The 13,731-nt window shown below is 62.2% G+C and carries 12 protein-coding genes; 3 read left to right on the forward strand and 9 right to left on the reverse strand.

Going from position 1 to position 13,731, the window contains the following annotated elements; translation table 11 throughout:
• Window positions 1-18: 18 nt before the first annotated feature.
• Window positions 19-294 carry a hypothetical protein gene (locus FZ934_RS18335; protein WP_153272238.1) on the reverse strand — a complete coding sequence of 92 codons (276 nt, stop codon included), beginning with the start codon at window positions 292-294 and terminating at the stop codon, window positions 19-21.
• Window positions 295-297: 3 nt separating this feature from the next.
• Entirely contained in the window at window positions 298-3,030 is a 2,733-nt protein-coding gene (gene mutS / locus FZ934_RS18340; protein ID WP_153272239.1) for a DNA mismatch repair protein MutS, read from the reverse strand.
• Between the two features lie 112 nt (window positions 3,031-3,142).
• Here mutS and FZ934_RS18345 point away from each other — a divergent pair, with 112 nt between their 5' ends.
• Window positions 3,143-5,428 carry an NADP-dependent malic enzyme gene (locus tag FZ934_RS18345; RefSeq protein ID WP_153272491.1) on the forward strand — a complete coding sequence of 762 codons (2,286 nt, stop codon included), beginning with the start codon at window positions 3,143-3,145 and terminating at the stop codon, window positions 5,426-5,428.
• A gap of 58 nt (window positions 5,429-5,486) precedes the next feature.
• On the opposite strand, the gene FZ934_RS18350 is transcribed toward FZ934_RS18345, so the two are convergent.
• The 5 genes from FZ934_RS18350 to FZ934_RS18370 form a co-directional block, all read right to left on the reverse strand.
• On the reverse strand, window positions 5,487-6,362 hold the full coding sequence (locus tag FZ934_RS18350; RefSeq protein WP_153272240.1) for a GNAT family N-acetyltransferase: 876 nt from the start codon (window positions 6,360-6,362) through the stop codon (window positions 5,487-5,489).
• A 109-nt stretch (window positions 6,363-6,471) separates the two neighbouring features.
• Entirely contained in the window at window positions 6,472-8,733 is a 2,262-nt protein-coding gene (locus FZ934_RS18355; RefSeq protein WP_153272241.1) for a hybrid sensor histidine kinase/response regulator, read from the reverse strand.
• Between the two features lie 56 nt (window positions 8,734-8,789).
• Window positions 8,790-9,293 (reverse strand): signal peptidase II, encoded by a 504-nt coding sequence (lspA, locus tag FZ934_RS18360; protein WP_113361268.1) that lies wholly within the window; start codon window positions 9,291-9,293, stop codon window positions 8,790-8,792.
• Window positions 9,290-10,150, reverse strand: a complete 861-nt coding sequence (locus FZ934_RS18365) for a TrmH family RNA methyltransferase (protein ID WP_153272242.1) — start codon at window positions 10,148-10,150, stop codon at window positions 9,290-9,292. The genes lspA and FZ934_RS18365 overlap by 4 nt, the downstream gene beginning before the upstream one ends.
• Window positions 10,147-11,247: a class I SAM-dependent methyltransferase gene (locus tag FZ934_RS18370; protein WP_153272243.1), complete on the reverse strand. Its 1,101-nt coding sequence runs from the start codon at window positions 11,245-11,247 to the stop codon at window positions 10,147-10,149. Before FZ934_RS18370 ends, FZ934_RS18365 begins: the two co-directional genes overlap by 4 nt.
• A 118-nt stretch (window positions 11,248-11,365) precedes the next feature.
• On the opposite strand from FZ934_RS18370, the gene FZ934_RS18375 reads away from it, so the two are divergent.
• The gene (locus tag FZ934_RS18375) at window positions 11,366-11,818 is read left to right on the forward strand and encodes an SRPBCC family protein (protein WP_153272244.1); all 453 of its coding nucleotides are present in this window, start codon (window positions 11,366-11,368) and stop codon (window positions 11,816-11,818) included.
• A gap of 29 nt (window positions 11,819-11,847) precedes the next feature.
• Complete coding sequence (locus FZ934_RS18380) at window positions 11,848-12,285, forward strand: GNAT family N-acetyltransferase (protein ID WP_153272245.1); 438 nt, start codon at window positions 11,848-11,850, stop codon at window positions 12,283-12,285.
• A gap of 6 nt (window positions 12,286-12,291) precedes the next feature.
• On the opposite strand, the gene FZ934_RS18385 is transcribed toward FZ934_RS18380, so the two are convergent.
• A complete protein-coding gene (locus FZ934_RS18385; protein WP_153272246.1) occupies window positions 12,292-13,197 on the reverse strand; it encodes a S1C family serine protease in 906 nt (301 codons plus the stop codon).
• A 183-nt stretch (window positions 13,198-13,380) separates the two neighbouring features.
• Window positions 13,381-13,713 (reverse strand): LapA family protein, encoded by a 333-nt coding sequence (locus tag FZ934_RS18390; protein ID WP_153272247.1) that lies wholly within the window; start codon window positions 13,711-13,713, stop codon window positions 13,381-13,383.
• Window positions 13,714-13,731: the final 18 nt, after the last annotated feature.

Consider the following 13,731-nt stretch of genomic DNA (forward strand, 5'->3'; position numbering starts at 1 on the left):
ACATGCAGCTTCAGCCAATCAGGCGGGGATCTGCGCTCGCACGGAATACAGCACCTGGCGCGTCTCGCTGGTGATCGCCTCCAGCGTCTCTTGGTCGCACTCGCGATAGCCGGCTTTGGCAACGCAGGTCGACAGCTCCAGAATCCTGGCGCAGCACCGGATGATCTGGAGCAGACCGAACGGCGAAGCCCAGCCGCGCGGATTGCCGCGCTCGTCGGCAAGCCGCAGCGCTTCGAGCGCGCTGAAGATTGCCGCAAGCCTTTGGGTCTCGTTGAACAGCCGGTCCATGAACATCTGTCAGCCCTGCTTCAGCTTTTTCTTGAGCTCGTAGAGCGCATCCATCGCCTCGCGCGGGGTCATGTCGTCGAGGCTCATGCCCTTCAGCGCTTCTTCGACCTTCGAGGGGCCGCGGCTGGCATCCTCGCGGCGCACGGCCACCTGGAACAGTGGCAGGTCGTCGATGAGCTGGCTTGCCGGGTTCTTGCGGTCGGCATCCTCGAGGCGCGTCAGCACATCGCGGGCGCGCGCCACGACGGAGGCCGGCAGGCCGGCAAGGCGGGCGACCTGAATGCCGTAGGAGCGGTCAGCGGCACCGGGGCCGACTTCGTGCAGGAAGATCACGTCGCCGTCCCATTCCTTCACGCGCATCGTCGCATTCGATAGCCGCGCAAGCTTTTCCGAAAGCACCGTCAGCTCGTGGAAGTGGGTGGCGAAGAGGCCGCGGCAGCGGTTCGCCTCGTGCAGATGTTCGACGGCAGCCCAGGCGATGGAGAGACCGTCGAAGGTTGCAGTGCCACGGCCGATTTCATCGAGAATGACCAGCGAACGGTCGGTTGCCTGATTGAGGATCGCTGCCGTTTCGACCATCTCGACCATGAAGGTCGAGCGGCCGCGCGCCAGATCGTCGGAGGCGCCGACACGCGAGAACAGCCGGTCGACGATGCCGATATGGGCGGACGTTGCCGGCACGAAGGAGCCCATCTGGGCGAGGATCGCAATCAGCGCGTTCTGGCGCAGGAAGGTCGATTTACCGCCCATGTTCGGGCCGGTCAGCAGCCAGATCGCGCCATCCTTGCCGTCGGAGACCGGCGAGAGATCGCAGTTGTTGGCAACGAACGGGCCTGACGATTGCCGCCTGAGCGCCTGTTCGACCACCGGATGGCGGCCACCCTCGATCGCAAACATCTTCGAGCCATCGACGAGTGGTCGGCAGTAGGCCTGTTCGTCGGAAAGCAGCGCCAGGCCGGCGGCAACGTCGATGACCGCGAGCGCACGGGCGCCTGCCTTGATCGCCTCGGCCTCGGCGACGACGGCTGAGGTCATGTGGTCGAAGGCTGCCAGTTCGATCGCAAGCGCCTTGTCGGCGGCGTTGGCGATCCGGCTTTCGAGATCCGCAAGCTCGGTCGTGGTGAAGCGCATCGCGTTCGCCATCGTCTGGCGGTGAATGAAGCGCCCTTTGGCCTCCGGCGTATCGGTCATCGGCCCGGCATTGCCGGCGGTGACTTCAATGAAGAAGCCGAGGATATTGTTGTGCTTGATCTTCAGCGATTTGATGCCGGTTTCCTCGGCATACTGCAGCTGCAGGCCGGCAATCACCCGGCGCGATTGATCACGGAGCGCCCGGACCTCGTCGAGCTCGGCATTGGCGCCGTCGCGAAGAAAGCCGCCGTCGCGTTTCAACAGCGGCAACTCATCGCCGAGCGTCTCGGAAAGCAGCGCTATGAGATTGGAGGGAAGCGCATGAAGGCTGGAAAGCACAAGCTGCAGTTCCTCTGGCAGCAGCGCTTCGGACAGCAGCCTGGCTACATCGCCCGCAGCGTTGAGGCCCTGGCGGATGGCCGCAAGGTCGCGCGGGCCGCCGCGGTCGAGCGCCAGGCGCGAGAGTGCGCGTGGCATATCAGGAACATGCTTGAGATGCTGGCGCAGGTCGCCGCAAAGCGACGGCTCTTCCATCAGGAAGCCGATCGAATCCAACCGCTCATTGATGCGGACAGGATCGGTCAACGGCGACATCAGCCGTTCGGCGAGCAAACGCGCGCCGCCGCCGGTCACGGTACGGTCGATCGCCTTCAGCAACGAGCCGTTGCGATCGCCCGACAGCGTGCGGGCAAGTTCGAGATTGGCGCGGGTCGCCGGATCGATGAACAGCGTGGACGCGCCGCTTTCGCGCTCCGGCCGCCCGAGCGGCGGCCGCTCAGCAATCTGTGTCTTCTCGACATAGGCGACGGCTGCAGCAGCGGCAGCAAGCTCGGCGCGCGAGAAGGTGCCAAAGCCATCGAGTGTCGAGACGTTGAAATAGCGCGCGATCCGCCCTTCCGCCGTGGCGCTGTCGAAGAGGACGGATGGCTGCGGAACGGCGGTGCGGCCCAGCACGTCGAAGACTGGCTTCAGTTCAGGGTCGTGAAAGATCGTATCGGGCACGATCAGTTCACGCGGGTCGATACGCAGGATGTCGGCAAGCAGCCGCGAGCTTTCCGTCTCGGCCAGCCGGAAAATCCCGGTGGAAATGTCGATCCAGGCAAGCGCCAGCACCGGCTCGGCGCCGGCGCGAATCCGGGTAAGCGCCATCAGATAGTTCGATTCGGATGGTGAAAGCAGCTTTTCCTCGGTGATCGTGCCCGGCGTCACCAGGCGGACCACGTCGCGCTTCACCACCGATTTCGAGCCACGCTTCTTGGCCTCGGCCGGGTCCTCGACCTGCTCGCAGACGGCAACCCGGAAGCCGAGTCCGATCAGCTTCTGCAGATAGTCGTCGGCCGCGTGAACAGGCACGCCGCACATCGGAATGTCCTGCCCCATGTGCTGGCCTCGCTTGGTCAGCGTGATGCCGAGCGCGCGGGAGGCATCCAGCGCATCCTCGAAGAACAGTTCGTAGAAATCGCCCATGCGATAGAACAGCAGCGAGTCAGGGTTGTTCGCCTTGATCTCGATGAATTGCTCCATCATCGGCGTTGCCGAGGCACGGCTTTCTTCCGTGGCTAGCTCAGCTGCCGAAAAGGCTTCTATTCCAGTGTCTATTCGTTGGTTCACGGGGATGCATTTTTTCCAAAAAAGAGGTGCCAACCCTAGCTGCCCGCCGCTATAGATGACAACTGCGATTGAGGAAGAGCAAGGCGTCACCCACAAGACGTTTGGAGGAAAAATGCCCGATACCGAGAAGAAGCAGCGGCCGGTTACGTCTGTGACCGACAACGAGGCTCTTGAGTTCCACGCCATGGGGCGGCCCGGAAAGCTGGAGATCAATGCCACGAAGCCGATGGCAACGCAGCGCGATCTGTCGCTTGCCTACTCGCCGGGCGTTGCCGTTCCGGTGAAGGCGATCGCCGCCGATCCTGCGACCGCTTACGATTATACGACGCGCGGCAACATGGTTGCGGTCATCTCGAACGGCACGGCGATCCTCGGTCTCGGCAACCTCGGCGCACTGGCCTCCAAGCCGGTCATGGAAGGCAAGTCGGTGCTCTTCAAGCGCTTTGCCGACGTCGACTCCATCGACCTCGAAGTCGATACCGAGAATGTCGACGAATTCATCAACTGCGTCCGTTTCCTCGGTCCGTCCTTCGGCGGCATCAACCTCGAGGACATCAAGGCGCCCGACTGTTTCATCATCGAGCAGCGCCTGCGCGAGCTGATGGACATTCCGGTCTTTCATGACGACCAACACGGTACGGCGATCATCGCGGCCGCCGGTCTCATCAATGCGCTGGAATTGACCGGCCGCGACCTCAAGACCACGAAGCTCGTCTGCAATGGCGCCGGCGCCGCTGCCATCGCCTGCGTCGAACTGATCAAGGCGATGGGCTTTGCCCCTGAAAACATCACCCTCTGTGATACCAAGGGCGTGATCTATCAGGGCCGCACCGAAGGCATGAATCAGTGGAAATCCGCGCATGCAGTGAAGACCAAGGCGCGCACGCTCGAGGAGGCCATGAAGGGCGCCGACGTGGTCTTTGGTCTGTCGCAGAAGGGCGCCTTCTCCGAGAAGATGATCCGCTCGATGGCCGACCGGCCCGTCATCTTCGCGATGGCAAATCCCGATCCGGAGATCACCCCGGAAGAGGTCGCCCGCATTCGCGACGACGCCATCATGGCAACCGGCCGGTCCGACTATCCGAACCAGGTCAACAACGTTCTCGGCTTTCCCTACATCTTCCGTGGTGCGCTGGATGTTCGTGCCACCACCATCAACGATGCGATGAAGATCGCGGCGGTCCAGGCGCTGGCCAACCTCGCTCGCGAGGACGTGCCCGATGATGTCGTTGCTGCCTACCAGGGCAACCGTCCGCGCTTCGGTGCACAGTACATCATTCCGGTACCGTTCGATCCGCGCTTGATCTCGGCGATCCCGGTTGCTGTGGCACAGGCAGCGATCGACAGCGGCGTTGCCCGCAAGCCGATATCAGACATGGCTGCCTACGCCCGCGAGCTTTCCGCCCGCCGCGATCCGATCGCCTCGACGCTGGCAAGCCTCTACGAGCGCGTTCGCCGCCGTCCGAAGCGGGTCGTCTTTGCCGAAGCTGAAGAAGAGCAGGTGATGCGTGCGGCAATGTCCTACGCAAACCAGGAACTCGGCACGGCGATCCTGCTCGGCCGCGAAGACCTGATCCGCCAGACCGCCGAGCGCGCCGGCATCGATCTCAATCGGCCGGGGCTTGAAATCGTCAACGCCCGCATCTCGACGCGGGTGGAAGCCTATACCGACTATCTCTATGCGCGGCTGCAGCGCAAAGGCTACCTGCACCGCGATGCCCAGCGCCTGATCCACAATGACCGTAATCACTTTGCGGCCTGCATGGTGGCGCTCGGCGATGCCGATGGCATGGTCACCGGCATCACCCGCAACTATTCGACCGCACTCGAAGACGTCCGCCGCTGCATCGACATGAAGCCCGGCCACCGGGTCATCGGTGTTTCCATCGCGCTCTGCCGCGGCCGGACAGTGTTCGTTGCTGATACGGCGGTTCACGACATGCCGAATGCCGAGGAACTGGCCGATATTGCCGTCGAAGCCGCCGGCTTTGCGCGTCGTATGGGCTACCAGCCGCGCGTTGCGATGTTGGCCTACTCGACCTTCGGCCATCCCTCGGGCGAACGCTCCGAGCGTGTGCGCGAGGCAGTAAAGATCCTCGACAAGCGCCGCCTCGACTTCGAGTATGACGGCGAGATGGCGGCTGACGTGGCGCTGAACCGTAAGGTAATGGAGCAGTATCCTTTCTGCCGCCTATCGGGACCGGCTAACGTTCTGGTCATGCCGGCTTTCCACTCGGCTTCGATCTCGACGAAAATGCTGCAGGAACTCGGTGGTTCGACGGTCATCGGCCCGATCCTCGTCGGTCTCGACAAGGCGGTTCAGATCACCTCGATGGGTGCGAAGGATTCCGACATCGTCAACATGGCGGCGATCGCGGCCTATACGGCTGGATCGTGAAATAGAAAACGGAGCGGGAGGCAGCCTCCCGCTCCGTCGTCATTACATCAGTGAAAAATCAGCTCGCGAACCGTCCGGCATCGGCGCCGTAATAGTTCAGGTAACGATCGGAAATGCTGGAGATCGGCAGAACGATCAGGACGTCCGTCGTATTGAACGCCTTGTCGACCACAGCGGTCGAGCCGACCATGGCGCCGAGGCGGAGATAACCCTTGATCAGCGGCGGCAGCGCCATCAGCGCCCGCTTCGGATTGACCGCTTCCGCAGGCATCAGGTCCATGTCACGTGCAAGATGCGGAAGAGCGCTGACCGCCCATTCGTCCTTGGCGGCGACGTTGTGATGCAGGAAGGAAAGAGCCAGCGCATGGCTCTCCGGATGGACCCCTGGGAAGGAAGCGCAGCCGAACATGGCGCTCATGCCGTGCTTCAGAGCGTAGGCCCAGTTGCCCTGCCAGAGCAGCTCGACGATCCGCTTGGTGCGGTAGTCAGGCAGCACGCAGGAGCGGCCGAGTTCCATGAAGCGCTTATCCGGGTGGCGGGCAAGCAGCTCGTCGATCGCAAACTCCGAAGCCGAGTAAAAGCCGCCGTTTGCCATGGCAACGTCCTGGCGCAGCAGCCGATACGTCCCGACGATCTGGTCCTCGCTGTCGCCCTCGATCGAGCGGTCGAGCACCAGCAGGTGATCGCAGAAAGCGTCGTAGGCATCGAAATCGCGCTTGCGGCGCATCGCTTCCGCCGGCAGTTGCGCCTGCATCTCTTCGACGAAGACGCGGTAACGGACAGCCTGCGCAGCGTCGATCTCGCTCGGTGTGCGGGCGAGACGCGTTTCGAGATTTCCGATGCGTCCGAAAACGTCGCTTTCCTTTGGCGCGGTTGCCCGGGAAGCGTGCGAGGCTTCGGCGACTGCGTCACGGTTGATGATGTCTACTGACATGGCGACTCTTTCATTGCCGGCTTTTGACACGCCATAAAACACTTATATGCGACAGGAAAGTGACATTTTAAACCCCCTGCCACGCAGCAAATGCAAGGGTTGTGGACGACTATTTGGCCTCCGCACGTCGTGCGGAAAGGGCGGCCACGGCTTGGACTTCCGTCAGAAGTCTTATTGGATCGACGGGCTTCAACATGACGCGGTTTGCGCCGTTCAGCAAGACTTGGCGGCGGGAATCGTCGCGTTTGTCGGCGGTCAGAACGATAATCGGCACCGATGGCAGATCGAGACGGCGCTCGTGCCCGCGTAGCCGGCCAATCATTTCGATGCCATCACCGCCAGGCATGGAAAGGTCGCTGATGATGATGTCGGGGCGAGCCCCTTCGGCGAGTGCGCCATCAAGCAGCGCTTCGAAATGCGTTACGTGCTGGACGCTGTGGCCGGCCTTGTCGAGCATCGCGCGAATCAGCATCGCGTTGATCGGGTCGTCTTCGGCCAAAAGGATCTTGAGACCGCCATGATCGCCGGTATCGGGAACGACGGCGCTGAAACCCGGCTGGTTGTCGTTGAGGGCGTCGCGCTTCTCCATGCCGCGCATGCGCCCGCGCAACACGTCGATCAGCGACTGTTCGCGCAGCGGACGGATAAGCCAGGCATCGAAGAGATCGAGCGAATGGGCGTTGCGTTCCTCGGGGTTAACCAGAAGAATCTTTCTGAGACCCAGCCCCGCGATATCGGCGCGATCCGCAAGGTGGGCGGCAAACTCGCCGGACATGCGGTGATCGACGATGATGTCTGTGGGCCTGCTGCCGAGGCCGGCCATTTCGAGCAGGGTCCGACGGGCCGTGCTGCCGTCTTCCGCGAAATGGCAGATGCCGCCGAGCGTGGTGATCGTTTCCGAAATCGCCATTCTCGCCGCACCGACCGGGGCAAGCAGCAGAACAATGTTGCCGGCAAGCATCGCGTCGCGCCGCGGCTGCTTGTCGTCCTCAGGCGCGACGGTGAAGCGGATGCTGAACTCGCTGCCGAGACCCTTTTCGCTGGAAACACTGAGCGTGCCGCCAAATTCACGCATGATGCGCGAGGAGATCGCAAGGCCAAGCCCGGTGCCTGCGCTCCTGTCTGCCATCGTGCCGCCCTGTTCGAACTCGCCGAAGATGCGCGCTTGCTCCTCGTCGGTCATTCCCGGGCCCGTATCGGTCACGGTAATCAGCAATTCGTCGTCCTGCTTGGAGGCACGGATGAAGACGCCGCCGGCCTGTGTGAATTTCACGGCGTTGCCGATGACGTTGAAGAGCACCTGCCGCAGGCGCGCCGGGTCGAAGTTCATCAGGTCGGGAACGTCGGACGAGACGGTCGCGCCGATCTCGATGCCCTTCTCGTGCGCACGATAAGCGAGCATCTCGACGACGCTCTCCAGCAGCTTGCGGAGCGACTCGGCGCGCGGGCGAAGCTGGAAGCGGCCGACTTCGATCGTCGAGAAATCCAGGAGGTCCTCGACCAGCTGCGTCAGCGCATCGCCGGACTGGCGGATGCCGTTGAGATAGCTCTGCTGTTCCAGGGATTGCCGGGTTTCGCTCAGGAGGTGCGTCATTCCGAGAATACCGGACAGCGGCGTGCGCAGCTCATGGCTGACGGTTGCCAGCAGGCGCGATTTGGCAGCGCTGTTATATTCGGCTTTCTGGCGGGCATCTTCGCGCGCCTGCGCGGCCAGCCGTTCGTCGGTGACATCACGCGCGATGCTGTGAAGCAGCAGGCGCCCGCTGTCCGTGTCGCGGACCACCACATCGCGCCAGAGGAAAATGCGCTGGCCTTGCGGCGTGGAGATTTCGACGTCGTATCGATGGGGCTCGGTTCCCGGGCGGAAGGCGACGCCTATTTCCTCGCAGGTCTGTCCTTCAGGTGCTGATCGCCCGGTGAGCTGGCGAAAGGTCTCGTTCGCGGCGATGATCCGGCGGTCCATCGTCCGTGTTACGGTAATGTCGCCCAGCGCGTCGTGGATGTTCGCAAAGAGCTGCGCTCCGCCGCCAGCCGGCTGCTTTTTCCGGGTCGAAATGCCGCGCGCGACGCTTCGCCGGGTCGATAGCACGACAGCCGCAAGGATCGATGCTACGATGATCGTGCCGACGCCGATCAGAAAGAGCAGAATGCCGCCAGTGTAGGCAAGGCCAAGGAGAACGACCGAAGCCAGCAAGCCTGCCCCGCCGAGCCAATGTGCCAACAGCTTCCGACCCGTGGGCGCTGAATTGGAGAAGGTGATGTCGGCCGAACCGAAGGGCGCAAGCGACCGTTCCGGAGCGCCGCTACGACGTGCCGCATGTGCGCCAAAGGCGTTCGCCAGCTTTTGCTGCAAGTGACCCAGACCGACCATGTGGATCGGATTAGCACGCTGGCCGTTCCAAATAGCTTCAGCAAACAGCTAAAACTTTAGGTATCCGCTTTTTTAGGTTGTATTAGCTCATCAAGAATCACGCATCCCGCGCCGATTGTGATGAAACTGTCGGCCAGGTTGAAGACGGCGAACGACCATGTCTCGGTATGAAACAAGATGTAGTCGATGACGTGCCCATAAAGAAAGCGGTCGATCAGGTTGCCGAGCGCACCGGCAATGATCAGCGCATAGCCGAGATGGGCGAAGGTGCGCTGCTTGCCTGTTCGATGCCAGAGCCAGATGACGAAGGCAACGATGATCAAGCGCATGCCGACGATGAACCAGCCGTCCATGCCCGAAAGCATCGAGAAGGCGACGCCAAGATTGTAGGTCCGGTAGAGCGCCAGCATCGGTATAAGATGCACCGGCTCCTGCAGTGGCAGCGTGTGGTCGACGACGATCTTGACGATCTGGTCGAGCACGACGGCAATAACGATGAAGATCAGGATCGGCAGCGGCCGGGCAAACAGGGTCGGTCGTTCTAGCGTCTGATCAGTCATTTGACCTCGTCGAGTGAGAGGAGATGGCGGCGTGCCTCGAACAGCATAACGGCGCTGGCGACGGCGAGATTGAGCGAGTCGGCGCGGCCCTGCTGCGGAATGCGGGCAAGGGCGTCGGCCTGCTTGGCAAGATGCTCAGGCAGCCCCGATTGCTCATTGCCCATCAGGATCACGACCGGCTTCTTCTTGTAGTCGATCGTCCGGTAGTCGACGGAACCCGCCAGATGTGTGGCGACGACGGAAACGCCGGCGTGCTTCTTCCAGGCAATGAATTCGTCCGCCGTGGCGCGGGCAACGGGAACGGCAAACACCGAGCCCATGGTGGCGCGCACCGTTTCCAGAGAGAAGGGATCGGTCGTCTCGCCGACGAGGATGACGCCGGAGGCGCCGGCGGCATCGGCGGTGCGGATGATCGTGCCGAGATTGCCGGGATCGCGGACGCGGTCGAGGGCGATCCACGTCTCACCATGCTTCGGGTGGATCTCGCGCAGCGGCTTCCAGCGGTTCTCGAAGATGCCGACGACCATCTGCGGATTGTCGCGGCGGGTGATCGAGGAAAGCACTTTCTCGCTGACCTCGAGCACCAGTCCGCCTGATGCAACGGTTCTTGCCGCCATCTGCTCGACGAGCGGCTTGCTCTTGGCGGCCTTGGCATAAACCAGCGTACGGATCGTCCAGCCGAGCTCGATCGCATCGATCACAAGCTTCAGGCCTTCGGCCATGAAGGTGCCGCTCTGCTCGCGCGTCTTCTTGTCGCTGAGTGCCTTGATATCCTTGATGATGGGATTTGCGAGCGAGGTGACCTCTTTCACGTGCCCGACCTTGTGCGGGCCATGGCCCTTGTGTTCATGGCTCATTTCGGCACCCAGCGGGAGAAGAGGGATGTAGAGAGCGCGCGGCCCGGCGACTTGCCGTCCAGCCCGGCCTCGCGAATGACGAGTTCGCCAGACTCGACGACGCCGCCGGCCCCACGCATCGTTTCGCGCATCAGCTCATGGATCGAATAGAAGCTGGCGCGGATCGAATAGGCTGTCAGCACAAGCCCGACGGCCTTCGGCGACAGGATCTCGCGGCAGATGTCGAGCATGACGGGCAAGTGCTCGAAAAGATGCCAGACCTCTCCATTCGGTCCGCGCCCGAATTTCGGCGGGTCAGTGAGAATGATATCGTACTTGTTGCCGCGGCGCTCCTCGCGCTGGATGAACTTCATCGCGTCTTCGCAGATCCAGCGGATCGGTGCCTTCTCCAGTCGGCTCAGCGCCTGGTTTTCGCGCGCCCAGCCGATCGCCTTCTTCGAGGCGTCGACATGCGTGACCTCGGCGCCCGCCGCTGCGGCGACGAGAGAAGCGACACCGGTGTAACCAAAGAGGTTTAGCACCTTCAGCGGCCGCCCTGCCGTCTCGACCTGCTGCTTCATCCACGTCCAGTGAACGATCTGCTCCGGAAAGACGCCGACGTGGCGGAAGGAGGTGAAACGGCCGAAGAAATCCACGCCGAGCAGGTTCAGCGGCCAGGTCTCGCCAAGCGCTTCCTTGGGAAAGCGCCAGCGCCCGGTTCCCTCCTCGTCGGTATCACCGGTGAAGACGGAATCGACCTTTTCCCAGACCTGCTTCGGCAGGGAAGGCTGCCACAACGCCTGGCCTTCGGGGCGCACGATCCGGTAGGGACCGTATTGCTCCAGCTTCTCGCCATTGCCGCTGTCGATCAGGTGAAAGTCGCCTGCGCCAAGGGACTCGAGGATGACGGGGACGCGTTCAGCCGGGCGCTCGCCGGTGCGCTCCAGCAGCGGCCGGTCTATGGCCGTTGGTACCGAGGCCGGTTCGCGCACCTTGTCGCGCGCCGGCGCCGGTTTTGCGGCGGGCTTCGCCGGGCGTGGCCCGCGATCGTCGGTGCGGCGTCCGCCGGAGGGGCCGGCGGCGGATTTCTGGCTCGGCCGGCGTTCTTTCTGTCTCAACGTGGTCTTCCGCGTGCTTCAATTCGATAGAACTGGTGCAAATAGCATTCCGTTTCACCTTGGCAAAGCGCTTTCGGGCTGTGATAAATTGAGGCAGGTCGAAATGGGAGGATTTCGGATGGACTTGACCGGCGAAGAACGGATTACAGCGCCCCGGGATGTCGTATGGGCAGCTCTGAACGACCCCGAAATTTTGAAGCAGTGTATTCCGGGCTGTCAGAGCCTCGAAATGAAGTCCCCGACCGAGCTTGCCGCTGTGGTGAAGATCAAGATCGGCCCGGTCTCGGCGACCTTCAACGGCGAGGTGACGCTATCCAATATCAACGCTCCTGAAAGTTACACGATATCAGGCGAAGGAAAGGGTGGCATTGCGGGCTTTGCCAAGGGCGGAGCGGATGTCGTGCTCAGGGAAGACGGCGGCGAGACAATCCTGCAGTACGAGGCGAAAGCCCAGGTCGGTGGCAAGATTGCTCAGCTTGGCGCGCGATTGATCGACTCCACGTCGACGAAGCTGGCGCAGCAGTTCTTTTCGGATTTTAATGCCGCTGTCAGCGTCCAGGCGGCGGAATAGCGCGAGCGGATTGCTCGGTCAGGTAGGTCATGCACTGGGTGGTTAGGCTTGCCAATGCCTCGGATCGGGAGCATCTGGCCGATCTCTATCTGGCCGTGCGGCGACAGACGTTTTCGTGGGTCGATCCGCTGACCTTCCGACATGGCGATTTCTTCTCGCAAACGCAGGGAGAGATCATCTGGGTGGCCGAGACGCCCGCAGGCGAAGTCGCGGGATTTATCTCACTGTGGCCGCCGGACGATTTCATTCACATGCTCTACGTGGCCGGCCCCTGGCAGTCGCGTGGGGCGGGTGGCGCCCTTCTGCGTGCGCTTCCCGACTGGCCGCACCAGAAGTACCGATTGAAATGCCTTGTCCAGAATACGCGGGCAAAGGTGTTCTATCTGGCGAACGGGTTCGTCGTGACAGGAAACGGCAAGTCTGCCGAAGGCATGTATGACGAGATGAGCTTCTTTCCCGCCGGCTAGCGCGCTCTACTGCAACTGCGGCTTCTTCAAGTAGTTGTTGCGATCGGCCGACCTGATCCGCAGCCAGGCTTCGCGTCCGTCCCGCAAAACCCGCATTGGGATTTCAGCGCCGGCGGAGCCGCTGCTCCAGATCTTGCGGTAGAAGTCGGCAAGCCCGTCCACTTCGCCATCCCTTATTTCGGAGATGATGTCGCCTCTGCGAAGTCCAGCCTCATCGGCCGGGCTGCCATCGGCGACACTCATAACGATGACGTCGCCGTTGCTCTCCGCGGAGAAAGCACCGAGCCAGGGGCGAGCGGGCTTGTTGACTTGCCCGCGGGTCAGGAGATCATCGAGGATGGGCGGCAGAAGGTTGATCGGCACGATCATGTTGATGTCGGCAACTTCGTCATTCTGGCTCATCTGCAGGCGCAGGGAGCCGATGCCCAATAGCTTCCCATCAGCATCGACAAGGGCAGCACCTCCCCACGAGGGATGCGCCGGCGTCGTGAAGATCGCCTCGTCCAGCAGATATTCCCAATAGCCCGCAAATTCCTGCTTCGCGACGATCCGGGCCTCGACGAACTGGCCGATGCCATCGGCCAAAACCACCGGGTCTCCGAGGTTCGCGCCGCTGCCATCGCCGAATTCGAGCGCCGGCAGGCCAAGATCGCCGAGCGCCTGCAGCAGGCCGAAGCCCGTCTCCTGGTCGTAGGCGAGGGGATGAGCTGCGATTACTCGGCCATCGAGCGTCGTCAGCCACACCTCTTCCGCCTCAGTGATCAGGTAACCAATCGTCAGCACAAGCCCGGATGAACGGATGACGACGCCACTTCCTTCCCGGCGGGTGCCGAGCGTGTCCGCCGTATAGGCGTCGTCGGGGATTGAGGCGCGAACGGCCACAACAGACCGAAGAATGTCGTCGATATCCATGGTTTCATCCTCGCAAGGCAGAATGTCGGCCCGGCAGATGCGTACGCACTACCTGTATCGCGTATAGCTATGAAGGCAGGTCCATGGCTGCAAGTGGCCATCAGCCTAATTCAGGCGACTTCAAGTCCGTTCGGAGATGGTTCTTCGAAAGAAACAGGCGTTTTCGGCGCAAGTTGCGGCGCGTTACCGCGACGGCAGCTGCCCGGCGATCTCTTCGGCGCGCGACTTGTGGCGTCCGGCTTCGGTCTGCCAGCGGACTGCCTCCTTGGCTTCGCTACGGGCGCGCTTGCGATGCTTGCCTTGGCCGAGCCAGGTGGCGGCGGCGCCGACGAACATGCCGATGATCAGAGCGATAAACAGGAAAACGAAGAGTGGTGCCGAAAGGGAGAGCACCTGATCTTCCGGCCTGAAAGGGTTGAAAGCCAGCGACACGCTCTGCCGGTTGGCGACGCAGAAGATGATCAGAATGATGCCAAGAGGCAGCAAAATCAGAAGGTTGATGATTTTCTTCGTCATTGTGCTGTCTCCGTATGC

The sequence above is a fragment of the Rhizobium grahamii genome (assembly GCF_009498215.1).
In the GTDB taxonomy this organism is placed as follows: Bacteria; Pseudomonadota; Alphaproteobacteria; order Rhizobiales; family Rhizobiaceae; genus Rhizobium; species Rhizobium grahamii_A.

Bases quoted from the DNA above. Each gene is read 5' to 3' on its own strand.
- FZ934_RS18335 (WP_153272238.1), bottom strand. From the start codon at position 294: ATGTTCATGGACCGGCTGTTCAACGAGACCCAAAGGCTTGCGGCAATC.
- FZ934_RS18345 (WP_153272491.1), top strand. From the start codon at position 3,143: ATGCCCGATACCGAGAAGAAGCAGCGGCCGGTTACGTCTGTGACCGAC.
- FZ934_RS18350 (WP_153272240.1), bottom strand. From the start codon at position 6,362: ATGTCAGTAGACATCATCAACCGTGACGCAGTCGCCGAAGCCTCGCAC.
- FZ934_RS18355 (WP_153272241.1), bottom strand. From the start codon at position 8,733: ATGGTCGGTCTGGGTCACTTGCAGCAAAAGCTGGCGAACGCCTTTGGC.
- lspA (WP_113361268.1), bottom strand. From the start codon at position 9,293: ATGACTGATCAGACGCTAGAACGACCGACCCTGTTTGCCCGGCCGCTG.
- FZ934_RS18365 (WP_153272242.1), bottom strand. From the start codon at position 10,150: ATGAGCCATGAACACAAGGGCCATGGCCCGCACAAGGTCGGGCACGTG.
- FZ934_RS18375 (WP_153272244.1), top strand. From the start codon at position 11,366: ATGGACTTGACCGGCGAAGAACGGATTACAGCGCCCCGGGATGTCGTA.
- FZ934_RS18380 (WP_153272245.1), top strand. From the start codon at position 11,848: ATGCACTGGGTGGTTAGGCTTGCCAATGCCTCGGATCGGGAGCATCTG.
- FZ934_RS18385 (WP_153272246.1), bottom strand. From the start codon at position 13,197: ATGGATATCGACGACATTCTTCGGTCTGTTGTGGCCGTTCGCGCCTCA.
- FZ934_RS18390 (WP_153272247.1), bottom strand. From the start codon at position 13,713: ATGACGAAGAAAATCATCAACCTTCTGATTTTGCTGCCTCTTGGCATC.